This is a genomic window from Halospeciosus flavus (assembly GCF_029814175.1).
GTDB lineage: Archaea > Halobacteriota > Halobacteria > Halobacteriales > Halobacteriaceae > Halospeciosus > Halospeciosus flavus.
Genome location: NZ_CP122312.1, coordinates 25,814 through 48,959 on the forward strand (window position 1 = coordinate 25,814; position 23,146 = coordinate 48,959).

Consider the following 23,146-nt stretch of genomic DNA (forward strand, 5'->3'; position numbering starts at 1 on the left):
CGCAGTCGCCCGGTCAGTCGCCCCGGTACAGCCGTTCGTCGTACTCGTTGAGTGGGTAGAAGTCGTCGACGGCGTCGCGGAGTCGACCCGAGGCCGCGCCCTCGAACATCGCGGCCTCGACGACCTTCCCCTGGTCCTGCACGTACCGGATCGCCCGGTCGTAGTCGGCGTCGCCACTGACGACGACCGCGACGTCGTACGAGTCGTTGAACCCCTGCGCGATGAGTTCCGTCGCCAGTGCGACGTCGACTCCCTTCTCGGTCGGGAGCTCCCCCGACTCCTTCAGCTCGCGCGAGACGACGCGGAAGCCGAGTTCGCGCTGGAGAAACTCGTAGAAGTCGGACTTGTCGTCGCCAGGCGTGTGCGAGTCGAACAGGTACGGCCGCACGAGGTCGTAGTCCTCGGAGACGAGGTCGACGAGTTCGACGTAGTCGATTGCGTGCGTCTCGTCGTAGTGGTACTTCGCCGTCTGTTCGAGGTTCTGCGCGTCGACGAACAACATCGCCCGCTTCGACGTCATGTCCGGGGTTCGCCCGCTTTCCGGAAGAGTGCTGTCGCCCCCGTGCGGTCGCGAGAGCCAGTTAACCGCGTCGTCCCTCGTCACGACGGTGAGTCGACGCGAGTCGACCCTCGTTCGTCGGTGTGACGGTGGGTCGACGTGTTTCGACCCTCACTCGTCGAGCGCGACGTACTGGTCTTCCCACTCCCGACGGTCTTCGAGTTCCCGCTCGCCTCGCCGCGTCGTCGTGTAGACGTTCGTTCGCTGGTCGAGTTCGCCCTTCTCCACCAATCCCTTGTCGACGAGTGTATCGAGGTTCGGGTAGAGCCGTCCGTGGTGGATCTCCGACGTGTAGTACTCCTCGAGTTCCTCCTTGATAGCGAGACCGTGTGGGTCGTCGAGCCCCGTGATCACGTACAGGAGGTCACGCTGAAAGCCGGTTAGGTCGTGCATCGTGCCTCTGAGTAGGGTTTTGAGTACAAGGTCAAAGTTGTTTGTACCGAAACGGCGACACGAACCGCCCGAACCGAGGAGACGAGGTCGTCCTCACGTGGCTACCGACCGCCTCCGAACGACACGCACGCCACAAGCCCTTAGCCGCCGGCCCGAGTCTACCCAGACAGAATGCTCGACAGCCTCGAAGAAGAGGTCGACATGTTCAGCCGTCACCTCGAGATCCTGCAGCTCGTCATCGAGAACGGCCCCATCGGCATCGTCAAACTCTCGAACGAGACTGGCCACCCACACCACAAGGTCCGCTACTCACTGCGTATTCTCGAAGAAGAGGAACTCATCGAGGCGACCAGCCAGGGCGCCGTCGCGACCGACCAGGCCGAGGAGTTCGTCGCCGAGACGAATGAGCGACTCGAAGAGATCGTCGAAAAACTCGAGAGTCTCAAGATCGAACCGGAAGCGGTCGAGTGAGAGAAAGCCTCGGGGCGCCGGAGGCTATCGACTCAGGAGTGAGAACAGCGCACCGAGCTCGTCCGCCGCGGCACGACCGCGACCCCGGGTACGACCGCCGTCGGACCCGGTCGGAATCGGGTCACCTCTACCGACTGCACCTGTGTCCTTCACTGTGAATGTGTCCGTCTGCTCACCAACGCTCACCTCATAGTCGCCCGCTTCGACCCGCTTCCCGTCCATCGCCGGAATCTCGCCGGGGACGACTTCGAGCGTCTTCAGCGGGGCGTCGATTCTCACGGTCCCGGTCTCACCCGCGTCGAGGGAAACACGTTCTGTGCCCATCAGCCGACGGTTCGGGTGGAGAACCGACCCGTACGACTGCGTGTTGTACGCCTCGACGACGTGATCTCCCGGTCGGTCACCAGTGTTTGTGACCTCGACTTGAACGGTCACCGACGGGTTTTTACTGACGTCCGGGACCGTCTTCGGAGTGACGCGAACGTTCGCGTACTCGAAGTCAGTGTAGCTCAGGCCGTGTCCGAACTCGTAGAGCGGGTCGTTCCCCTTGGCTGGCGCGTAGGCGTTGTAGTGGTTCGTGACCTGTCCGACCGACCGGGGCCAGACGAACGGGAGTTTCCCGCTGGGGTTGTTGTCGCCGAACAGCGTCCGCGCGACAGCAGTCCCGGCCGCGCTCCCGGGCTGGTAGGCCATCAAGAGCGCGTCGAGTTTCTCGAACGTCTGCTGTCCGCCTCGCGGGCTGCCCGCGAGTTCGACGCCGACGACAGGGGTGTCGTCCGAGGTCGCCTCGGCCACGGCGTCGACGACCTCTCGTTGTGCGTCCGGGAGCGCGAGTTCGTCGCGGTCACCGAAGCCCTCGGAGTGTGGACCCTCGCCGATAGTCACGACGACGGCGTCGGCGGACTCGGCCGCGCTCGTCACACCATCGCGGTTGTCGAAGGTGTACTTATCGCTGTCCTGCCACGGTTGGAAGGTGTATCCCGTCGGTTCAGACATGACCGTACCCGAGGCGATGTCCGTCTGGAGGCCTTCGAGCACTGTCGTGGCCCAGGGTCGTGCGTCGTGGTTCATGATTCCCTGCCACCCGAGTGTCCACCCACCCATCTGGGCGCGGAGTCCGGCGAGCTTCTCGACAAAGGGGCCGGTAACAAGCACGTCGTCGCTCTTCGAGAGGGGGAGCGCGTCCCCGTCGTTCTTCAAGAGCGTCATCGACTGCTCCGCGGCAGTGAGGGCGACGTCGCGACCCGCGCCGACGGCGTTCTTCACCTTCTCCTCGTCGACGTATGGGTCCTCGAACAGGCCGAGGTCCTTCTTCAACTGGAGAATGCGGCGAACCGCCTCGTCGACGCGGTCCTCGGAGAGATCACCGGACTCGACGAGATCGACGACAATTGAGATGAACTCGCCGGTATCGTCGGGGTTCATGTACATATCGACGCCGGCTTCGATACCGAGTTTGGTCGCCGTCCGGAGGTCCGGTGCGTAGTCGTGCATCTCTACCATTCGTTTGAAGTCCTTCCAGTCAGAGACGACGAGTCCGTCGTACCCCCACCGCTCGCGGAGAATTGTCGTCAACAGCCACGTCGACGCGTGCGCTGGAACACCGTTGACCGATCCGGAGTTGACCATCACCGTCTCAGGGTCGGCGTCGAGACCCTGCTCGTACGGCGGAAGAACGTTCGTGCGTAGGTCGCGCATCGAGGTTCGCCCGGCACTTCGGTCGTTCCCGTTGTGCGGAATCGAGTAGCCGCCAAAGTGCTTGACCGTCGCGGCGACCTGCGTCGTGTCCCCGCTGCCCTCGTAGCCTTCGACTTTCGCCCGCGAGAACGTCCCCGTCAGGTGAGGGTCCTCGCTGAACCCCTCGTAGAACCGTCCCCAGCGAGGGTCGCGCTGGAGGTCGGTCGTCGGCGAGAACGTCCAGTGAGCGCCGATCGCTTCGACGGAGGTACCCGTAACTTCGGCGGCAGCCTTCGCCAGACCGGGGTTTCGCGTCGCACCGAGACCGAGGTTGTGTGGAAAGACGGTCGACCCATCGACAGTCGCGTTACCGTGGACGGCGTCGATGCCGAAGACGAACGGAATCCCGTGTTCGGAGTTCTCGATGTTGTACTTCTGGAGCGCGTTGATCCGTTGGACGAGCGTCTTCGGGTCGAACGTCGGCGGGTTCGCGCCCCCAACGAGAATCGAGCCGACCTCGTGCTCGCTGAAGAGGTCGCCGACTTCCTTCGGGTCGAGCGAACCGACGTTCTTCTGGGTCAACTGACCCGCCTTCTGTTCGATCGAGAGTTTCTCGAGGAGTCGGTCGACGGAGTGCTTCCCCTCGGCCGCCTCGGCCACCTCAGTGCTGAGTTCCGTGCCAGCGGCGACCGACGCCGTCGCCCCCGTCGCTTTGAGGAATGTCCGTCGCGAGGTCCCAATATCCTCGTTACCGCTTGTATTGGTATTCTTTGACATTCAAGTGAACAATTATGTTAATGATATTTAAATCTAATTCTGTATTCATCGGATAACAGAGAGACGGCGTTCGAGAAAAAGTGTGGGGAGGGACGCTGCTCGCACGTGACCGAGTTCGGAGCTTTCGAGCGACTGGTTCCGTCGAACGTGGGGGGTGCCGTCAGAACCGCGGGGTAGCGAGTTCGTCTTCCGCCTCGGGATCGAGTTCGCGGTTCTTCAGCGCCTCGCCCGTCTGTCGGTCGAAGAGGTGGATCGTCTCCTCGGGGATGCGTGCGACGACGTCGTCGCCCTCGTGGAAGAGTCGCTGGCCGCCGACGACGCCGACGAACGGCTCGGCGTCTCGCTCCGCGAGTTCGAGGTAGAGGTTGTTCTCGTTGCCCATCGGCTCAACCACGTCGATCGTCACGTGGAAGTCGTGCGGTTCGGTCGCCTCGTCGACGATTTCAACGTCCTCGGGGCGGACACCGAGCGTGAGGTCGGTGGTGTCACTGAGTCGTTCGGCCGTCTCCGCGGAGAGATCGTAGTCGAGGCCATCCCCCACGAGTCGGTCGCCCTCGCGTTCGACCTCGAAGAAGTTCATCGACGGGTCGCCGACGAACCCCGCGACGAAGCGGTTCGCCGGCTTGTGGTAGGCTTCGAGCGGCGTCGCGACCTGCTGGAGAATTCCGTCGTCAAGGATGGCGATGCGGTCGCCCATCGTCATCGCCTCCGTCTGGTCGTGGGTGACGTAGACGGTAGTGACGTCGAGGTCCTCCTGGAGGCGCTGGAGTTCCGTCCGCATCGTCGAGCGGAGTTTCGCGTCCAAGTTCGAGAGCGGTTCGTCCATCAGGAAGACTTCGGGGTCGCGGACGATGGCCCGACCGAGGGCGACGCGCTGTTGTTGCCCGCCGGAGAGTTCGTCGGGCTTGCGTTCGAGGAGATCGTCGATTCCCATCGTCGCCGCGGCCGACTCCACGCGCTCGTTCATCTCGTCCATCGAGAGGTCGGTGGACTCCTCGAGGCCGAAACGCATGTTCTCCCGGACGGTCATGTGCGGGTAGAGCGCGTAGGACTGGAACACCATCGCGATGTCCCGGTCGGCCGGTTTCACGCCGTTGACGACCTCGTCGCCGATACGGAGTTCGCCGGACGTGATGGTTTCGAGACCGGCGACCATCCGTAGGGTCGTGGACTTCCCGCACCCCGAGGGACCGACGAGGACGAGGAATTCGCCGTCTCGGATGTCGATACTCGCGTCGTCGACGGCGACGATCGTGTCGCCGTCGTCGTCGAAGTGCTTCGTTACGCCGTCGAGTGTTAGGTTAGCCATAGTGGATACCTCCGAGTGTGTTCATCCTGCGACACCTTTCGCGAACTTGTCTCCGAAGAAGATGTAGACGAGCAGCGTCGGGAGCGCCGCGACGAACGCCCCGGCCATCTGCGTGTTGAACGACTGGATGATGCCACCCGTCAGGCTGTTCAGCGCCATCGTCACGACCGCCGCGGGGCCAGACCCCGAGGGGATGATGACAAGGGCGAACAGCAGGTCGTTCCAGACCTGCGTGAACTGGTAGATGAGCGTCACCGCGAATATCGGCGTCGAGAGCGGGAGGACGATGCGTCGGTAGATGGTGAACGCGTCCGCACCGTCGAGTCGCGCCGCTTCGACCATCTCGTCGGAGAACTTCGAGTAGTACCCACGGAAGAGCAGCGTCGTGATGGGGATGCCGTAGGCGGTGTGCGTCACGATGAGGTTGAACAGACTCGCGTAGTGTTCGTGCATCAGGGGAAGTCCCCAGAGGAACGAGAGGAGTTCTGGAGTGTTCAGGATCGCGAAGAACCGGAACAGCGGGACCAGCACTGCCTGGTACGGGATGAAGATCCCCGCGATGAACAACGCGACGATGGGGACCTGACCCCGCCAGTCGAGCGTCGTCAGCCCGTAGGCGGCGAGACTGCCCAGGAGCGCCGAGAAGATGGTCGCTGGAACCGCAAGGATGAGGGAGTTCAACAGGGCGTCGGTCATCTCGCGGAAGGCCGTCTGCCACGCCGCGAGGCTGAAACCCGTGACGGACGGCGGCATTATCGGGAGCGTTCGCTGGAACGCCTCCGACGACTTGAACGCCGTCATCAGGCCGGCTTCGAGCGGCGCGAGGTAGAAACCGACGAGACCGACGAGAATCGTGTACAGTACGACCCGTCGTACCGTGAGTCCGTCGGCGAACGCGCGAACGCGGGCGCGGTAGCCGGGTTCTGCGGTCGGTTCGCCTTCGGCTTCTGCGGGTGGGACTTCGGTCATAGTTCACCTCGGCGGTACTCGCTGTAGAGGTACGGTCCGATGACGGTCAGCGCCATCGCGAAGAGGATGAGACCGATGGTCGCACCGTACGCCCAGTTGTTCGCACTGAACGCCTCGCGGTACATCATCGTCGAGAGGATGTCCCCGAACGGGCCCGGGTTGGAACCGAACAGCACGTAGAGGAAGTCGAACGCCTTCAGCGCGAACACCATCAGGACGACGGCGGCGCTGATCGTCGACGACCGGAGTTGGGGGACGATGACCCGCTGGTACATCCGGAGCGTGCTCGCGCCGTCGACGCGTGCGGCCTCGTAGTGGTCGTCGGGGATGGCGCGGAGGCCGGCGAGGTAGACGACCATCGCGTACCCCGAGAACTGCCACGTGAGCGCGAACATGATCGCGAACAGTCGGTAGTAGAGTACGTCGGGGACCAGCGGAATCGCCCCGAGGATGCCCGTCGAGATACTCCCGCCGAGCCAGTTGGTCGAGATGGGGTCGAGTCCGAGCGTCGTGAGTACCGCGTTGAGGACGAGGTTGATGACCCCCGACTGCGGGTTGTACATCCACCGCCAGAAGACCGCGGTGACGACGAACGAGAGGCTCATCGGGAGCAGGTAGATAGTTCGGAAGGTGTTCTCGAAGCGGATCTTCTGGTCGACAAGGATGGCCAACAGCAAGCCGATGACCAGGCAGAATCCCGTGAACACGACCAGCAGGATGACCGTGTTCCGCGCGGCGATCCAGAAGGTCGGATCGGAGAACGCCTTCGCGTACGTTTCGAAGTCGAACTGGGAGATCGCGTACGTCGGGAGCGAGAGTCCCGAGAAGTCCGTCAGTGAGAGGACGAAGTTCCACCCGATGGCGCCGTAGACGAACAGCCCCATCAGGAGGAACGGCGGCAGCCAGAACGGCAACGAGCGAACGAACTCGCTGTCCAACGACGGGAGTCGCGACTCGCTCTCGACGGCGGTGCCACCGTCAGAACGGAGTTCTGACGACCCTCGCAGACGCCCTGTCTGCTCACCACCGTCGGAGCGAAGCTTCGACGAATCTCGCGAACCATCGCGGAACGCGTCCCCAGTGAGGTAGCGTTTCAGTCGTTGCAACATTATGTGAGAGGGAAGGGAGGGGGTCGACCGCGTTACTGGAAGACCTTGACGAGCTGGTTGTAGGTGTCGGAGACGTTGTAACTGGAGATGAAGGTGGACATGGCGCTACCGAACTTCGAGAGCTTGTCCGGACCGATCGCCAGACCGTGCTGGATGCTCGGCGGCTGTGCCTCGGAGTTCTTGAAGTCGTCCATCTGGTTCTGGAGGAAGGGACCGAACGCGTCCTTGGGGACGTCCGTACGCGGCGGAATCGACCCCTTTTTCGGGTTGAAGCGCTTCTGGGCGTCGACCGAGCCGACGTACCGGAGGAACTTCGTCGTCGCCTCCGGCGAGGGGTTGTTCGTCGGGAACGGGAACGAGTCCATGTTCATGCTGTACAGCCCCTCCGTCCCGGGGAACGGAACGTGGTCCCACTGCTTGCCGTACTCGAAGTTGCTGGCCGTCCGGTACATACCCGCGGCCCAGTCGCCCTGGTGGAAGAAGCCGGCCTCACCGTTGATGATGAGCTTGTTCGCCTCCGTCCAGGAGATGGAGCCGGCGTCGTCGTTGTAGTACTGGTGGTAGTCCTTGACGATCTGGAGGGTGTCCTTGATGGCCTCCGAGTTCGCCTCGACTTTGCCCTCGGTGAACGCGGTGTAGGTCTCCGCGCCGTACTCGCCGAGGAGGACCTGCGCCCAGAGCTGACCGGTCGACCACGCGGACTTCGTCTGCATCGCCATCCCCACGTAGCCCGCGTCCTCGACGGCCTTCATCGCGGCGACGAGGTCGCTCGGCTTCGAGATCGACGACGGGTCGACTCCGGCCTCCTCGACGACCGCGGTGTTGTAGAAGAGGTTGTTGAGGCGGTGGATGTTCAGCGGGACCGTCACGTAGTTCCCGCCGGGCTGTGCCGCCTGCTTGGGACCCGCGAGGTAGGCGGACTTCATGTCGTTGTGCCCCCAGACGCTCTCGCCGATGTTCTCGAGTTTGTCGGCCTGCACGTACGGCTGGAGGTTCGCGCCGGGCCACGCCTGCCACGAACTCGGTGGGTTGTTGTTCAGGATACGCTTCTTGATGACGGCCTGCAGGTTCTCGCCGGCGCCCCCCGCGACCGGGTTCTGCTCGACCGGAATCTCCGGGTACGCCTCTTTGAACCCCTCGAACAGCGCCTCGACCGCCGCGGCGCCGTCGCCACCGGTCCACCAGTGCTGAACCTTCAGCGTGTTGTATCCGTCCTGGGTCGTCGTCTGCTCGGTCGTTCCGTCCGACCCACCGTTTCCACCCGAACAGCCGGCGAGCCCGGCGATACCGAGAGCGCCCGCTGCGGTCAGGTACTTTCGCCGTGGGATACTGCTGTTATTATTCGACATAATTGTACCTCGATAATGAGAATCGACCGAGATAAGTGTTACCATCATGTTCATTCAGGTGCGAGTGAATAACACGGAACACACGGTGTCGCGGTGACACGAACCACTGGACGCACCTCCGCTCGGCGAGAGACAGACGGAGAGTAGTCGTCGTCGGTCGCGAGTAGTGAAAACACAGAAAAGACCCCCCGTCGACTACCCACCGATGAGCGAAATCGTCGACTACGAGCTGTACGAAGTACCACCACGCTGGCTGTTTCTACGTGTGGAGACGAGCGACGGACTCGTCGGGTGGGGAGAGCCAGTCGTCGAGGGGCGCGCGCACACAGTCCGTGCGGCCGTCGAGGAACTCCTCGACGACTACCTCCTCGGAATGGACCCGAACGCCATCGAAGACCACTGGCAGGAGATGTACCGCGGGGGGTTCTACCGGGGCGGTCCCGTCCTGATGAGCGCCATCGCCGGTATCGACCAGGCGCTCTGGGACATCAAGGGCAAGCGCTTTGACGCGCCCGTCTACGAACTGCTTGGCGGGAAAGCGCGCGAGCGAATCCGCGTCTACCAGTGGATCGGCGGCGACAGACCAGAAGGCGTCGCCGACGCCGCCCGCGAGAAGGTCGACGCCGGGTTCACTGCGCTCAAGATGAACGCGACGCCCGAACTTCGCCGGATCGACAATCCACAGGCCGTCGCCGACGCCAAAGAGCGTCTCCGCGCCGTCCGCGAGGCCGTCGGTCCCGAGATCGACGTCGGCGTCGACTTCCACGGTCGCGTCTCCAAACCGATGGCCAAGCGCCTCGCCGCCGAACTCGAGGAGTACGAACCGTTCTTCATCGAGGAACCGGTCCTCCCCGAGCACAACGACGCCCTCCCCGAAATCGCCGCCAAGACCTCGACACCCATTGCCACCGGAGAGCGGATGTACTCCCGCTGGGACTTCAAGGAGGTCTTCGAGCAGGGCGCCGTCGACCTGATCCAACCCGACCTCTCGCACGCCGGCGGCATCACCGAGGTCAAGAAGATCGCGAGCATGGCCGAAGCCTACGACGTCGCGATGGCTCCACACTGTCCGCTCGGCCCCATCGCCCTCGCCTCCTGTATCCAGGTCGACGCCTGCTCGCCGAACGCCCTCATCCAGGAGCAGAGTCTCGACATCCACTACAACGAGACCAGCGACGTCCTCGACTACCTCGACGACCCCTCGGTCTTCGACTACGAAGCGGGCTACGTCGACCTACCCGACGGCCCCGGTCTCGGTATCGAGATCGACGAGGACCACGTCCGCGAGATGGCCGACGAGGCTGTCGACTGGCACAACCCCGTCTGGCGTCACGACGACGGCAGCGTCGCCGAGTGGTGAACGGCGGCGTTTCTTCCGCGACCGACTGCGTCGTACGGTGACACAAATCTATATATGCGGTTGGTCTAACTCTATATTTAGATGGGTCTAAACTCGGTCGTCGTCGAGGTCTTCGTCACCTCCGTCCGCGACGGGTACGTGCAGGTGAGTGCCTTCGTGGCGGTGACAGTGTTGCTGTTCAGCTACGTCCAGTATCGCACGGACGGTCGGTTCGTCGCGGCCCTCTCGGCACGCCGCGAGTTACAACCGCTCGCGGGCGCGGTGATGGGACTGACACCGGGGTGTGGCGGCGCCATCGTGGTGATGCCGCTGTACGTTCGGGGGACCGTCTCGTTCGGGACCGTCGTCGCCACACTGGCAGCCACCGCGGGCGACTCCGCCTTCGTGATTCTCGCGCTGGCGCCGGAGGCAGCGCTGTACGCCTACGGACTCGCCTTCCTCGCGGCGGTCGGGTTCGGCTACCTCGTCGACTGGCACGGCCTGGGCGTGTCGCGCGTCGACGCCGCCGTCTCGCGTCTCTCCCGGACGTCCACCGACGGCGGGGTGCTCCAGACCGCGCCGACGACCGGCAGTGACGTCCACCACTACGACGGAGCGGGTTGCGCGACTCCCGAGGACCAGAAGCGACCGGCATCGGTCGGGCCGTGGCGCCGGCGACTGAGCGAGACGGCACTGGCACTCTGGTGGGTGGCCGCCGTAGTCGCGCTCGTCGCCGGGGTGCTCTACCTCCTCCGCGGAGCGCCCGACGTGCCGGTCGTCCTCGCACCGACCTACGCCGGCGCGTTCACGGTCGCCGGTATCCTCGGGACGACGCTCTCCGTCTACCTCTACGTCGTGGGTCGCCACGACCTCGGCCACGGCGCGGTCGGTGCGGGGAAGGATACGTTCGAGACCGTCCGCGAGACGCTCACGCACGCCGCGATGGAGACGTCGTTCGTCACGGTCTGGGTCGTCGTGGCCTACCTCCTCTACGAGTACGGCCTCCTGTTCACCGGGATCGACTTACAGACCGTCGCGGCCGCTGCCGGAGTCCTCGCGCCCATCGGCGGGGCCGTCGTCGGACTCGTACCCGGCTGTGGGCCACAGATCGTGCTCGCGGCGGCCTACGCCGAGGGGTCGATCCCCTTCTCGGCGCTGACCGCGAACGCCATCAGCCAGGACGGGGACGCACTCTTCCCGTTGCTGGCCATCGACAAGACCGCCGCCGTCGTCGCGAGCGTCTACACGACGGTCCCCGCGCTCGTCGTCGGCGTCGGTCTCCACCTCCTCTACGGCCCGATGTTCGGCTTCGGCGTCCTCGGATAGGGTCGCTACGCCTCCTCGGCCGTCTCGTCTTCGGACGGTTCGCGGACCACGAACACGTTCGACTCCCAGGTGAGTTTCGTCTCGCCGTCCTGGTCGACGGTCTCTAAGTCCGTGTGGACGATGCCACGCGACGGGTCGCTGTTCAGCGGGCGCTTGCCGGTCACTTCCTGCCGGACGGAGAGGACGTCGCCCGGGCGGACGGGGTTCTCCCACCGGAGTTCGTCGACGCCGGGTGAGCCGAGCGTCCCCTCCTCGCCGAACTGGTGGTCGACGAGCATCCGCATCGTCATCGCGCAAGTGTGCCACCCGGAGGCGATGAGACCGCCGTACGGCGACTCCGCCGCCGCCTCGGGGTCGACGTGGAACGGTTGTGGATCGTACTGCTCGGCGAACTCGATCACCTCCGACTCGGTTACCTCGTACTGGCCGAACTCCTCGACTTCACCGACAGTCACGTCAGCGTATTGCATACCACCAACCGCGACGACTCGCCTCTTCAAGCTTTGGTCGCCGGTGGAACCGTCAGCGACCCGCCCGGGAGGGGTCGAGGCGGTCGGCAACCGCGTCGGCGTCGGGGAGCGGGTCGTCGAGGGCCGCGTCGGTCGGTAGCGACTCGATCACCGCGAGCACGGACGTGAGACAGTCCGCCTCGGACGACGAGAGCGGGACCGCGACGACGCGGTCCCACGAGTCACCGACCGCGACACGGCTCTCGACGCGCTCGGCGAGCGAGTGGTAGAGGCGCGCGACGCTCTCGATCGGTTCGTCGACGAGGTCGGGCCGACGGTCGAACAGGAGCAGTGACTCGCGGAGACTGTCGAGAACCGCGGACCAGTGCTCGATACTGAGCGAGAGCGACGACGGGGCATCCGGGGACCGACTCGCAGAAGCCATACCTTGGTGATAGATAACACTCCACTTAACAGTTGCGCCGAATCGGGATTTCTACCACGTTCGTCGGCGCTTCGTCCATCAGTTGCACGAACGTACAATCGTTCGCCTAAGCCAGCGACCGTGGGCGCAGCGGGTTAGAGGGGTTCGTCGCCGTCAATGATTCGGACGGCGCGGTCGGCGAGAGCGGGGACGCGCTCCTCCATCTTCGGGTACATCGGGTCGTCGGAGTTCCCCTCGAGGTAGCGCCGGTAGAACATCTCACCGAGTCCGGCGAGTTTGTAGACCGCGAGCGCGCGGTAGAAGCGCTCGTGTTCGAACTCGAAGCCGGTCTGCTCCTCCCAGCGGTCGACAAGTTCCCGTCGGGTCGGGTACCCCTCACGCTCCATGAAGCGCGTGACGAGTTCGGGGACCTCCGGGGCGGGGTCTTTCGGGTCGCGCCAGTAGGAGAGCATCCACCCAAGGTCGGCCCGCGGGTCGCCGAGCGTACTCATCTCCCAGTCGAAGACGGCGACGAGGTCCGGCGGCGTGCCGGGTCCGTACATCACGTTGTCGAGTTTGTAGTCGCCGTGGACGAGCGTGTGCGGGTGCTCGTCGGGACAGTTCGCTTCGAGCCAGGTGCGGACGCGGTCGAGTTTGGGGACTTCCCGTTCGTCGGCGGTGCGCTCGAACGCCCAGTCGAGTTGTTTCCCCCAGCGGTCGACCTGCCGTTCGGTGTACCCGGGCGGGTGACCGAGGTCACCGAGGCCGACGGCCTCGTAGTCGACCTCGTGGATGGACGCGAGCGTGTCGACGAGTTCCTCGCCGACGCGTTCGCGCTGTGCGGGGTCGGCGAAGCGCTCGGGTTCGTCCTCGCGGAGGACGTCACCTTCGGCGCGGTCCATCACGTAGAAGTCACTCCCGATGATGGAGTGGTCGTCGCAGGCCGCGACCGTCGTCGGGACCGGGACCTCGGTGTCCTGGAGTGCGTCGACGACGCGATACTCCCGGAGGACGTCGTGTGCCGTCTCGGCCGTCTCGCCCGGCGGCGGCCGCCGGATGACCAGGTCGCGCGCGCCCCACTCGACGAACAGCGTCTCGTTCGAGTGGCCTTCGCCGTGTCGTTCGACGTGGAAGGAGTCTACGTCTCCGAGTTCCTCCGCGAGAAATTCGCGGAGTGCCGACTCGTCGACGAGTCGGTCGAAGTAGGACTCGCTCTGTTCCGTCATACTCCCCCGTATACATTCATCGTACGAATATGTATGGGTGTTCATTAACGGCAGTTGGGAATAGGCGCTAGACTTTTTACAACGTGATTGAAAGAGGGTAGCATGGACCTACGATACGACGACTCGGAGCGCGCCAAAGAGTTCGCCGAGAAGACCCGAGAGTTCATCGACGAAGTCGTCCTGCCCGTCGAGCGCGACGTGCTCGGCGAGGGACCGGTGAGCGAGGCCGTCGTCGACGAACTCCGCGAGGAAGCACAGGAGTACGGCGTCTACGCCCCCCACCTGCCCGAGGAGTACGGCGGCCACGACCTGAGCTACCGCGACATGCTCCCAGTCTTCGAGGAGGCGGGTCGCAGCCTCCTCGGTGCGACGGCGGTCCGCGTCGACGCGCCCGACGAGGGGAACATGCACACCCTGGAGATGTTCGGCACCGAGGAGCAGAAAGAGGAGTGGCTCCGCCCGCTCGTCCAGGGCGAGGCCCGCTCGGGCTTCTCGATGACCGAACCGTCGCCGGGTGCCGGCTCGGACCCGAAGATGATCCAGACCACCGCCGAGAAGGACGGCGACGAGTGGGTCATCGACGGCCACAAGTGGTGGACGACGCAGGGGACCGAGGCCGACGTCCTCATCGTGATGGCCCGCACCGACCAGGACGCCCACCCGTACTCGGGTTGTTCGCTGTTCCTCGTCCCGGCCGACACCGAGGGCGTGAACGTCGTCCGAGACATCCCGCACACCGGCGGCGGCGTGACGGGCGTCGGCCACGCCGAAATCGAGTACGACAACGTCCGCGTCCCCGAGAGCGCGCTCCTCGGTGAACTGAACGAGGGGTTCACGCACGCCCAGCAGCGACTCGGGCCAGCCCGTCTCACCCACTGTATGCGCTACTCCGGGATGGCCGAGCGCGCCCTCGACGTCGCGAAGGCCTACGTCACCGAGCGCGAGGCGTTCGACGGACCGCTCTCGGAGAAGCAGTCGGTCCGGTTCAACGTCGCCGAGGCCGAGATGAAACTCCACGCCATCCGGACGATGGTCCGTCACGCCGCCCGCCAGATCGAGGCCGGCGAAGAGGCCCGTATCCCCGTCTCGATGGCGAAGGTGTTCGCCGCGAACGCGACCCAGGAGATCATCGACGACGCCCTCCAGATGTGCGGGGGCAGCGGTATCAGCAAGGACCTGCCCATCGCCGACTTCTACGAGAGCGTCCGGCAGTTCCGCATCGTCGACGGGGCCGACGAGGTCCACAAGCGCGTCATCGCCCGCGCGGCGTTCGACGACCCCGAGATCGATCCCGAGGAACTCACGAACCTCCCGACGTTCTGAGCCGTGAGCGACCTCCCCCTCGTCCGCACCGACCGCGTCCGATTCGCCGAGACCGACGCCCAGGGCATCGTCTTCTACGGGGCGTTCTTCACGTGGCTCGACGAGGCGCTCAACGCCGCGCTCCGCGAGGCGGGCTACGACTACGACCGGATGCACGCGGACGGGTGGACGACCCACGTCGTCCACACCGAACTCGACTACCACGCCCCGGCTGAGTACGGCGACGTGGTCGAGCAGCGCTTCGCCGTCACCGACGTCGGCGAGTCGAGTATCCACACCGACTACGAGGCGCGGAACGAGGCGACCGGCGAGACCCTCGCCTCGGGGAGCACCGTCTACGCCGCCGCCGACGTCGAGACCGGCGAGAGCGTCCGCGTCCCCGACGACTTCCGAGCGGCGTTCGGCTTACTCGACGGCGAGTAAACATCCCGTCGTACTCTCCGGGTTTTTCCAGTACCGTCAGTCCTTATTACCCTCTCGCACGTGAGTACAGTCTATGGAAGATATCTTCGTCGGGCGCATCATGACCGCCGATCTCCACACGGTGACCCCGGACACGCTCGTGGAGGACGCGGCCCAGGTCATGCTCGACAACGACATCAGTTCGGTCGTCGTCGTCGACGAGGAGAACCGACTCGAAGGCATCCTCACGACGACCGACTTCGTCCACATCGTCGCGAAGAGTCAGCCGAAGGCGGAGACGTACGTCTCGCGGTACATGTCGACCGACATCGTCACTGCGGGTGCACAGGACACCATCCGGGACGTCGCCGACGCGATGGTCGACTACGGGTTCCACCACATGCCGGTCGTCGACGAGGAGGACCACGTCATCGGCATCATCACGACGGCCGACCTCACCGCCTACCTCTCGCACGTCCAGACGCCGAGTCCCTCGTAGTCTCCGCCGTTCTCTCACTCTCTCGACGCGCTCACGTACGCCGCACCGCCGGCGGCGACCGACACGACACCCGTGACGAGCAACAGCGGGTGGTAGCCGACGAACGCGGCCGCCGCAGTGAACAGCGGCGGGCCGATGGTCTGTCCGATCCGGATGGCGACCGTCCGGAGACTCATCACCCCGCCGCGGAAGCGCTCGCCGGTGAGCCCGCTCGTCTCCGAGTCGAGCGACGGGAGGAGCAATCCCTGCCCGCCGCCGAAGAAGAGGATGGCGCCGGCGATCTGGACCGGTGACGCCGCCAGCCAGATGCCGGTGAGTCCGACCCCGTAGGCGACGAACCCGAGTCCCGTGAGTTGCCAGTTCGTGAAGAGTTGGGCGAGGCGACCGTTCTGCGAGGAGGTGACGGCCGTCATCACCGACGACGTCGTGAGGACGAGACCGACACTGAACGACGAGAGACCGTACGTCTCGCCGAGGAGGAAGGGGAGCGCGGTGAGGAGCGCCCCGTAGAGGACGATGAACATCCCGACGTAGGCGCCGTAGAGGAGCGCGGCCTCCCGGGTCGGCACCGCCTCGACGACGTCGCGGAAGTAGTCGAGACTCGACGACTCACCGCCGGTGCCCGACTCCTCCAGAACGTAGAGCGCGAGGAGGCCGACCGGGACGCCGACCCAGTAGAGCGCGAACGGCGCGGCCCAGTGGACCGTGGCGAGCGCACCGCCGAGAAGCGGGTAGGCAGCCGTCCCCACGGAGAGGACCGTCCCGTTCAGGCCGATGAGTTGATTGCGCCGCTGGCCGGTGTACCGGTCGCCGAGTAACGTGACGGCCAGCGAGACGAGGGTACTCCCCGTCGCGCCCTGGATCCCCCGGAGGACGAGGATAGAGGTGAAGTCGTGGACGAAGACGATGGCGCCGCCCGAGATTCCGTAGACGACGAGGCTCGGGACGAGCGCGGCCCGCCTGCCGTAGCGGTCGGCGAGGATACCCATCACGGGCGCGAGGAAGATTCCGGGGAGCGCGTAGGCGGTGAGGAGGAGGCTCGCCTGCGCGTCCGTGAGCGCGAGTGCCTGCTTCACCGCGGGGAGGGCGGGGCTGATGAGCGAGACGCCCATCACGCCCATCAGCGAACTCGCGAGCGCGACGTGGAGGAACGGAGACCGCCAGGGCACACTCGTCGCGTCGTCCGACATCGGTTTCGACTCCGAGCGGGGCGGTGAAACCGGTGGCGATTCCGGCGACCGCTTCGCGTACCCGGCGAGTAGCCTTTTCCACCGAGCGGCCGACCCTCCGCGTATGACCGACGTCGCCGACTATCGTGACGACCTCGCCGACGCCCTCGAAGCGTGCGACTGGACTGTCGTCGACACGTTCGGGGACCTCGAAGGGAGCCCCTCACTCGTCGTCGCCGTCGAAGACCTCGGTCTCGCCGGCGAGACGTTCGAGCGTGCGGACGTCACAGTGGTGAAGCGCGGAAGCCCACGGCTTTAGCCCTGTCTCTTACCCACAAATCAAGTCGTCAGCATGAACTGTCTCAGTGGCAAGAACCAACAGATTTACGAAATTCTCCGGGTTCATCGGGTGTCGGAGGGGTCCCTGTTGAGCGGACTGGGAAATTTGGACACCCCCGTGGCCGGGAGTCGAACGGAGTTCGCATCACCAGTGTGTTTCTCCCAGTTTTAGATCGCTGCCGAGAGCAGCCGACCTGCTGCTCTAGAGCACCCCGGACTTATGGGTAAGAGACAGGGCTTTAGCCGTGGGAGGAAGCGCGTCCGCTTCGTCCAACAATCCACCGACGAGAGCATGGCCCACTCCCAATCGAACTCAAAACTATTAATAAAGTAAGACACGATAATGTGACGTGTATGGCGTGGGAGGTCACACGCACCGTGCGCGTTCGCCTTGACGTCCCCGACGACCGCAAGAGTGACCTCCACGCCACCAACGACTTGTTCCAGCATTGTGCGAACCGCACGAGTGAATGGGCGTGGCGCTATCCCGACGAGGAGTGCGTGACCAGCAAGAGCGACGCAGAAGACGCCCTGTACGAGGACCTCCGCGAGGAGACTAACGGGCTGCACGCAAACCTCGTCCAGAAAGCCATCAAACGCGCTATCAAGGATATCGACAACTGCGTCGATGACCTTGCCGACGGCGAGAATACGAGCCAACCAGAGTACGATACGTTCAGTATCGTCTACGACAAGCGAGCCGCCACGTACTACCGCGATAAGGTCAGTCTCGCCACGGTGAGCGGTCGCGTCGAGTGCGATTACGACTCCCCCGAGAATCCTGAAGGCACGCCGCACGGCGACTACCTCCTCAACGAGGACTACTCGTTCAGCACGAGCACCGTCCACTACGATAGTGAGGTCGACGAGTTCTACCTGCACGCAGTCATGGAACAGGAACTCGACGTAGACAGTCCTGAGAAAGCCGAGGATTCGAACGTCCTAGGCGTGGACTGCAACGTCGATGACCACATTGGCGTGACTTCGACGGGGGCATTCATCGGCAACGCTGACTACCTCAACCACCAACGCCGCGAGTTCGAGAAACGTCGCGCCAGCCTCCAGCAAACCGGAACGAGGAGTTCTCATTTGACGTTCCAACGCATCGGTGATCGGTTCGGTCGCTGGAGTGAAGACTACCTCCACCAGTGTTCCAAGGCCATCGTCGAAGAAGCCCATCGCCACGGGTGTACACACATCGCCCTCGAGAACTTGGAACAGATCCGTGAGCGGATTAGCGACGAGAAGAAGTTCCAGCAATGGGCGTTCAACGCCCTCCAAACGATGGTTGAGTACAAGGCCGAAGAATATGGGATTATCGTGGAGACAGTAAAGCCCCAGTACACGAGCCAACAATGCTCGAAATGCGGGTGTACGCTGGAGGAGAACCGCGACGGCCAGCACTTCGAGTGTCTGGACTGTTCCTACACGGCGAATGCAGACTACAACGCGGCGAAGAACGTGGCGCGAAAACTCGCGTTCAAACTCCAGCAGGGGCAGAAGTCCCCGGCTGGAGGGGCGTTCTGTCAGTACGCCCTGCAGTCAGGGATCATGACCGTGAGCGACACCTCAGTGTCCTCCGACACTCCCGTGTCGGGCTGAACGGGAGTCCACTGACAAGCCCGCCGCTTCAGCGGTGGGTCACTGACCATCTGTGTCACGAAGGTCGAGGTGTCCGCCGACCGAGTCGAAGTCACCGACGAGGACTGTGACCTCTCGAAGGGACAGCGCGAGACGCTCGACGACGTCTGCGACGAGAAACTCTCCGGCCCGGAGGTGACCGTCTGGGAGTACGAACCGGGGAGCTACGAGGACGACGTCGACGAGGTGGTCGAGACGGTACAGGACGTCTTCGAGGAGGAAGTCCGGTAGGCGCCGACGGTGGTCCAGTCGGACTGGAGACGGACTGAATCCGTTCGGCTGCCGTGAACGGGAGGCGCACGAGCGACGCGGACGGCCCGAGCGTTATTCCCCTCGCGGGCCGAACCCCGCCGCGTATGTCGAACGGAGGGGACCGACGGCGTCGCTACACGGACTGGCTCACGCCCATCGGCGAACACTTCGTCTACCAGCAGGACGGCCTCCCCGACGTCGACCTCGACGCCGAAGAGTGGCGCGTCTCCCTCGGCGGCGACCTCGAAGCGGCCGACGTCACGGTCGCGACCCTCCGGGAGTCGTACCCGACGGTCGCCGTCGCGCACACGATGGAGTGTGCGGGCAACTGCCGGGCGTACTTCGAACCGACCACCGGTTCCATCCAGTGGGGCATCGGCGGCGCGAGCACGGCGGTGTGGACCGGTGTCCCGGTCCGGGCGGTCCTCGAACGCCACGGTCTCGGGGCGGGCGCGGACGGCGATGGCCGGTGGCTGACGGCCGTCGGCGCCGACGAACCCGGCGGCGACACCGTCTTCGCGCGCTCGATTCCGCTCTCGAAGGCCCTCGACGACTGCGTGCTCGCATACGGGATGAACGGCGAGTCACTCCCCGAAGCGCACGGTCGGCCGGTCAGACTCGTCGTTCCCGGCTGGTACGGCGTGAACAGCGTCAAGTGGCTCACCGAACTCCGGGTGATGGACGGAATGGTCGCCGGCGAGTCGTGGGCCGACCGCGACGGCCGTGACTACACCTACTGGCAACAAGAAGAGTACCGCATCACGCCACCCGGTGAGGCGCCGACCGAGCACACGGACGTCGACACCTACGACACGTGGGAGCAACTGATGGGCGAGACCGTCGACCACCCCTACCCCTTCGACGCGAACGTGATGTCGGTCGTCGGCTACCCGCGCGGCGGGAGTACCGTCCAGCCACGCGAGGACGGGTACGTCGAGGTGCTGGGACTCGCGTGGGCCGGCGACGACGCCGTCGAGTGCGTCGAGGTGTCGACCGACGGCGGCGACACCTGGCACGAGGCCACCTTCCTCGGTCCCGACTACCCCGGTGCGTGGCGGCTCTTCCGGTACCTCTGGACGCCCGACTCCGGAACGCACACGGTCGTCAGCCGCGCCACCGACGAGCAGGGCCGGACGCAACCGGCGTGGATCTCCGGCCCGGTCGACTCGTTCGACGCGATCGACGACGACGAGTACCCGTGGAACGAGGGCGGGTTCGGCGCCAACGCCTACATGCCCCACAGCGCTCGGGTCCGCGTGCGTCCGGCCGAGTGAACGTGAAGACGTATGCGACGGCGGGCGCGCGAGCGTTCAGCCTCGTACGCCGTAGCTAACCTTCGACTCGGCGACGCGCCACTCGCCGTCTACCTTCCGGTACTCGTCCTCGTACTTCGCCTGCGTCCACCCGCTCTCGCCGTCGGGCGTCTCGTGGAAGAGCACGAGGTACCACTCGCCGACGGCCTCGTCCCCGGCGACCTCGATCAGGGGGTTGGTCACGACGTGGGCCGACTGCGCGAACGCCTCGTCGAACCCCTCGCTCGCGAAGGCGTAGAGTTCGTCGTGGCCCTCGTAGACGTCGCCGTTGTCGCGGACGAACCGGCCGTCCTCGGTGAACAGCGAGGCCCACTCCTCGTAGCGGCCGCCGTCGATGGTGAAACAGTACTCGTGCTTGAGGCGCTGAATCGCGCGGACGTCTGCCGCTGACATAGCAGAGTCGACGGCGAGCCGGGCCATAAATCTGGCCTCGGGGACGACTCGGTCGGTGAGTCGCCCGCCACCGTTTTGCGCCGGCCCCGGGAAGTGGCGGGTGAATGACGGCTATCTCCGCGACGGATCTCCGGAAGACGTACGGTGACGTGCGGGCACTCGACGGGATGTCGGTCGAGGTCGAGCGCGGCGAACTCTACGGCTTCCTCGGCCCGAACGGGGCCGGGAAGACGACGACGATGGAGGTACTCACCGGCCAACTCCGCCCCGACTCGGGGAGCGCGGCGGTCCTCGGGACGGACCCGACCGAGGAACCGGTCGAGACGCGAGCGCGGGTCGGCATCCTCCCCGAACAACTCTCGCCGCCGAGTTTCCTCACCCCACGGGAGTACTTCGACTTCGTGGGGCGCGTCCGCGGTCTCGACGACGACACCGTCGCCGAGCGCGCCGAGACGTGGGCCGAACGCCTCGGCTACACGGCGAAGGTCGACACGCTCTGTGCGGACCTCTCGCGCGGACAACAGCAGAAAGTGATGGTGACGCAGGCCTTCCTCCACGAACCCGACGCGGTGTTCATCGACGAACCGCTGGCGAACCTCGACCCCATCGTCCAGGAGCGCGTGAAACGCTTCCTCGTCGAGTACGCGGAGCGGGGGAACGCCGTCCTCGTCTCGACGCACAACGTCGAGGTCGCCGAGGACATCTGTACGCGCGTCGGTATCGTCACCAACGGGACGCTCGTCGCCGAACGGTCGGCCGACGAACTCGGTGAGGAGTCGCTGCTCGACGTCTTCTTCGAGGAGGTCGAGTCGGCGGGGTCGCGCGACACGCCGGTGCTGGAGGGGTGAGTCGATGAGTCGAGCCACCCGCACGCTGTTCGTCGAGTTAGTCCGCGAGGAGTGGCGTCTCCACGCCCGACTGTTCGGTGGGCGTCGATTCGCGCCCTTCCCGTTACTCGTCGCCGTCCTCGCGGCGGGCGCGGTCGTCGGCGCGTTCCTCGGCGGGACGGACGTCGGGACGCTCCGTCTCGGTGTCCACGCGCTCGTTCTCGGCTTCGGTCTCTACACCGGGACCGCGGGACTCGTCGGGACCGAACTCATCGAGCGCGTCCTCGGCGACGTGACGCTCCTCCTGTCCTCGTCGCGCACGCTCCCGGTCTCGCGGCGGGAGTTGCTCGGTCTCTTCCTCGTCAAGGACGCCGGCTACTACGCCGTCCTGTTCGTCCTCCCCATCGCGCTCGGCTTCGCGCCGCTGGCCGCGCTGGGCGTCTTCTCGATTGCGGCCGTCCCGTGGCTGTGGATCTCTCTCTCCGTCGTCTTCGCGGCCGGGATGGTCGCCACGGTCGGCGCCATCGCCGTCTGGACGCGCGGCGTCCCCGGGTGGGCTATCGGGGTGCTCGCCGGTCTCGCCGCCGTCGTGCTCGGCACTCTCGGTCTACTCGCTCCCGTCTGGGACACGCTCGTCGTCTTCGACGACGGGCCACTCGCCGCGCTCGGCGTCGTCGTCGCCGTCGTCTTCGTCGGCGGCGTCGCACTCCGGGGCTACGACCCGACGCACCGTCGACCGGCACGCACTAGGACCGACCGCTTCCGCGCGGTCGAGCGCCGACTCCCGGCCGAGACGAAGGGGCTGGTCACCAAGACGCTCCTCGACGTCGGCCGGTCGAGCGGCGGGTACGCCAAACCGTTCGTCTCGGTCGGTCTCCTCTTCGCGCTCGTCGCATTCCTCGTCGACCTCGTCCACTCCATCGTCGGACTCCAACCCGCGACCGGCGTCTTCTTCGGCGGCGTGCTCGCGCTGAGTGCGTTCACCACCTACAACTGGCTGACGCAGTTCGACAGCGTCGCCGAGTACCTCCTGCTCCCGGTCTCGGTGGCCGACGTCTTCCGGGCGAAGCGCGTCGCCTTCGTCGTCCTCGGCGCGCCCACGGCCCTGCTCGCCTACCTCGCCGCGCTCGCCGTCTTCCCGACGACACCTCTCGACGCCCTCCTCGGTGCCGTCGTGCTGGCCGGGTGCTCACTCTACTTCTACGGGCTCACCGTGTTCGTCGCGGGCTTCTCGCCCAACGAATTCCTCTTCGACACCGCCCGCTTCCTCGCCTTCTTCGTCGGCGTCGCCGTCCCGCTGATCCCGCTGCTCCTCGTCGGCTTCGTGCTCGCCCCGCGGAGCCTCACACTCGGGACGGCGGCCGTGACCGCCCTCGCGTCGGTCGCACTGGGCGCACTCGGCGTCTGGCTCTCCGGTCGCGCCGCCGGGCGGTGGGCCGAGACGTACCGGTCGGGGTGAGGGGGTCTAGTTCTTCCGGACGGTCGGACGACTGACCGGCCGACGCGGCGCACCGACCGTATCGATCCAGCCACCGTGACGAGTCAGCGGACACTAGCCGGATACAAAACTACACTTTACCTAATTCAATCCAAATTGTTTTGTGTCCCACT

The 23,146-nt window shown here is 65.3% G+C and carries 24 protein-coding genes; 12 read left to right on the plus strand and 12 right to left on the minus strand.

The annotated features are described in order from the left end of the window. Positions 1-13 precede the first annotated feature (13 nt). Together P0Y33_RS00135 and P0Y33_RS00140 are read right to left on the minus strand one after the other, a co-directional pair. On the minus strand, positions 14-520 hold the full coding sequence (locus tag P0Y33_RS00135) for an NYN domain-containing protein (RefSeq protein WP_279528555.1): 507 nt from the start codon (positions 518-520) through the stop codon (positions 14-16). Positions 521-670: 150 nt separating this feature from the next. Further along, positions 671-952: a PadR family transcriptional regulator gene (locus P0Y33_RS00140; protein ID WP_279528556.1), complete on the minus strand. Its 282-nt coding sequence runs from the start codon at positions 950-952 to the stop codon at positions 671-673. Between the two features lie 171 nt (positions 953-1,123). Here P0Y33_RS00140 and P0Y33_RS00145 point away from each other — a divergent pair, with 171 nt between their 5' ends. After that, positions 1,124-1,423, plus strand: coding sequence for a hypothetical protein (locus P0Y33_RS00145; protein WP_279528557.1), 300 nt, complete (start codon positions 1,124-1,126; stop codon positions 1,421-1,423). Between the two features lie 24 nt (positions 1,424-1,447). Here the strand turns inward: P0Y33_RS00145 and P0Y33_RS00150 are convergent, their stop codons facing one another. The 5 genes from P0Y33_RS00150 to P0Y33_RS00170 all read right to left on the minus strand — a co-directional run bounded on the left by P0Y33_RS00150 (position 1,448) and on the right by P0Y33_RS00170 (position 8,613). Beyond that, a complete protein-coding gene (locus P0Y33_RS00150; protein WP_279528558.1) occupies positions 1,448-3,877 on the minus strand; it encodes a glycoside hydrolase family 3 N-terminal domain-containing protein in 2,430 nt (809 codons plus the stop codon). A gap of 160 nt (positions 3,878-4,037) precedes the next feature. Beyond that, the gene (locus tag P0Y33_RS00155) at positions 4,038-5,186 is read right to left on the minus strand and encodes an ABC transporter ATP-binding protein (protein WP_279528559.1); all 1,149 of its coding nucleotides are present in this window, start codon (positions 5,184-5,186) and stop codon (positions 4,038-4,040) included. 21 nt (positions 5,187-5,207) lie between these two features. Then, positions 5,208-6,155 (minus strand): carbohydrate ABC transporter permease, encoded by a 948-nt coding sequence (locus P0Y33_RS00160; RefSeq protein ID WP_279528560.1) that lies wholly within the window; start codon positions 6,153-6,155, stop codon positions 5,208-5,210. Next, positions 6,152-7,264 (minus strand): carbohydrate ABC transporter permease, encoded by a 1,113-nt coding sequence (locus P0Y33_RS00165; RefSeq protein ID WP_279528561.1) that lies wholly within the window; start codon positions 7,262-7,264, stop codon positions 6,152-6,154. The genes P0Y33_RS00160 and P0Y33_RS00165 overlap by 4 nt, the downstream gene beginning before the upstream one ends. A 32-nt stretch (positions 7,265-7,296) precedes the next feature. Next, entirely contained in the window at positions 7,297-8,613 is a 1,317-nt protein-coding gene (locus P0Y33_RS00170; protein WP_279528562.1) for an ABC transporter substrate-binding protein, read from the minus strand. Positions 8,614-8,818: 205 nt separating this feature from the next. Here P0Y33_RS00170 and dgoD point away from each other — a divergent pair, with 205 nt between their 5' ends. Continuing rightward, positions 8,819-9,973 (plus strand): galactonate dehydratase, encoded by a 1,155-nt coding sequence (gene dgoD, locus P0Y33_RS00175; protein ID WP_279528563.1) that lies wholly within the window; start codon positions 8,819-8,821, stop codon positions 9,971-9,973. Between the two features lie 81 nt (positions 9,974-10,054). Beyond that, complete coding sequence (locus P0Y33_RS00180) at positions 10,055-11,278, plus strand: putative manganese transporter (RefSeq protein WP_279528564.1); 1,224 nt, start codon at positions 10,055-10,057, stop codon at positions 11,276-11,278. Between the two features lie 5 nt (positions 11,279-11,283). Here the strand turns inward: P0Y33_RS00180 and P0Y33_RS00185 are convergent, their stop codons facing one another. The 3 genes from P0Y33_RS00185 to P0Y33_RS00195 all read right to left on the minus strand — a co-directional run bounded on the left by P0Y33_RS00185 (position 11,284) and on the right by P0Y33_RS00195 (position 13,377). After that, on the minus strand, positions 11,284-11,748 hold the full coding sequence (locus tag P0Y33_RS00185; RefSeq protein ID WP_279528565.1) for a MaoC family dehydratase: 465 nt from the start codon (positions 11,746-11,748) through the stop codon (positions 11,284-11,286). Positions 11,749-11,800: 52 nt separating this feature from the next. After that, positions 11,801-12,172, minus strand: a complete 372-nt coding sequence (locus tag P0Y33_RS00190; RefSeq protein WP_279528566.1) for a hypothetical protein — start codon at positions 12,170-12,172, stop codon at positions 11,801-11,803. Between the two features lie 134 nt (positions 12,173-12,306). After that, positions 12,307-13,377 (minus strand): phosphotransferase family protein, encoded by a 1,071-nt coding sequence (locus tag P0Y33_RS00195; protein WP_279528567.1) that lies wholly within the window; start codon positions 13,375-13,377, stop codon positions 12,307-12,309. A 102-nt stretch (positions 13,378-13,479) separates the two neighbouring features. Here P0Y33_RS00195 and P0Y33_RS00200 point away from each other — a divergent pair, with 102 nt between their 5' ends. The 3 genes from P0Y33_RS00200 (at position 13,480) to P0Y33_RS00210 (ending at position 15,601) form a co-directional block, all read left to right on the plus strand. Next, the gene (locus P0Y33_RS00200) at positions 13,480-14,700 is read left to right on the plus strand and encodes an acyl-CoA dehydrogenase family protein (protein WP_279528568.1); all 1,221 of its coding nucleotides are present in this window, start codon (positions 13,480-13,482) and stop codon (positions 14,698-14,700) included. Positions 14,701-14,703: 3 nt separating this feature from the next. Continuing rightward, entirely contained in the window at positions 14,704-15,123 is a 420-nt protein-coding gene (locus P0Y33_RS00205) for an acyl-CoA thioesterase (RefSeq protein WP_279528569.1), read from the plus strand. Between the two features lie 73 nt (positions 15,124-15,196). Beyond that, positions 15,197-15,601 carry a CBS domain-containing protein gene (locus tag P0Y33_RS00210; protein ID WP_279528570.1) on the plus strand — a complete coding sequence of 135 codons (405 nt, stop codon included), beginning with the start codon at positions 15,197-15,199 and terminating at the stop codon, positions 15,599-15,601. 14 nt (positions 15,602-15,615) lie between these two features. Here P0Y33_RS00210 and P0Y33_RS00215 read toward each other — a convergent pair whose 3' ends face one another. After that, positions 15,616-16,791, minus strand: coding sequence for an MFS transporter (locus tag P0Y33_RS00215; RefSeq protein WP_279528571.1), 1,176 nt, complete (start codon positions 16,789-16,791; stop codon positions 15,616-15,618). A 103-nt stretch (positions 16,792-16,894) separates the two neighbouring features. Here P0Y33_RS00215 and P0Y33_RS00220 point away from each other — a divergent pair, with 103 nt between their 5' ends. The 4 genes from P0Y33_RS00220 (at position 16,895) to P0Y33_RS00235 (ending at position 20,276) form a co-directional block, all read left to right on the plus strand. Beyond that, positions 16,895-17,089 (plus strand): hypothetical protein, encoded by a 195-nt coding sequence (locus tag P0Y33_RS00220; RefSeq protein ID WP_279528572.1) that lies wholly within the window; start codon positions 16,895-16,897, stop codon positions 17,087-17,089. 374 nt (positions 17,090-17,463) lie between these two features. Beyond that, the gene (locus P0Y33_RS00225) at positions 17,464-18,711 is read left to right on the plus strand and encodes an RNA-guided endonuclease InsQ/TnpB family protein (protein WP_321170504.1); all 1,248 of its coding nucleotides are present in this window, start codon (positions 17,464-17,466) and stop codon (positions 18,709-18,711) included. Positions 18,712-18,780: 69 nt separating this feature from the next. Further along, entirely contained in the window at positions 18,781-18,981 is a 201-nt protein-coding gene (locus P0Y33_RS00230; protein ID WP_279528573.1) for a hypothetical protein, read from the plus strand. Between the two features lie 125 nt (positions 18,982-19,106). Then, positions 19,107-20,276, plus strand: a complete 1,170-nt coding sequence (locus tag P0Y33_RS00235; protein WP_279528574.1) for a molybdopterin-dependent oxidoreductase — start codon at positions 19,107-19,109, stop codon at positions 20,274-20,276. A 36-nt stretch (positions 20,277-20,312) separates the two neighbouring features. On the opposite strand, the gene P0Y33_RS00240 is transcribed toward P0Y33_RS00235, so the two are convergent. Next, complete coding sequence (locus P0Y33_RS00240; RefSeq protein WP_279528575.1) at positions 20,313-20,708, minus strand: nuclear transport factor 2 family protein; 396 nt, start codon at positions 20,706-20,708, stop codon at positions 20,313-20,315. Between the two features lie 104 nt (positions 20,709-20,812). Between P0Y33_RS00240 and P0Y33_RS00245 the strand changes: the two genes are divergently transcribed. Together P0Y33_RS00245 and P0Y33_RS00250 are read left to right on the plus strand one after the other, a co-directional pair. Next, on the plus strand, positions 20,813-21,556 hold the full coding sequence (locus P0Y33_RS00245) for an ABC transporter ATP-binding protein (RefSeq protein WP_279528576.1): 744 nt from the start codon (positions 20,813-20,815) through the stop codon (positions 21,554-21,556). A 4-nt stretch (positions 21,557-21,560) separates the two neighbouring features. Continuing rightward, positions 21,561-22,994 (plus strand): VIT1/CCC1 transporter family protein, encoded by a 1,434-nt coding sequence (locus P0Y33_RS00250; protein WP_279528577.1) that lies wholly within the window; start codon positions 21,561-21,563, stop codon positions 22,992-22,994. Positions 22,995-23,146 lie beyond the last annotated feature (152 nt).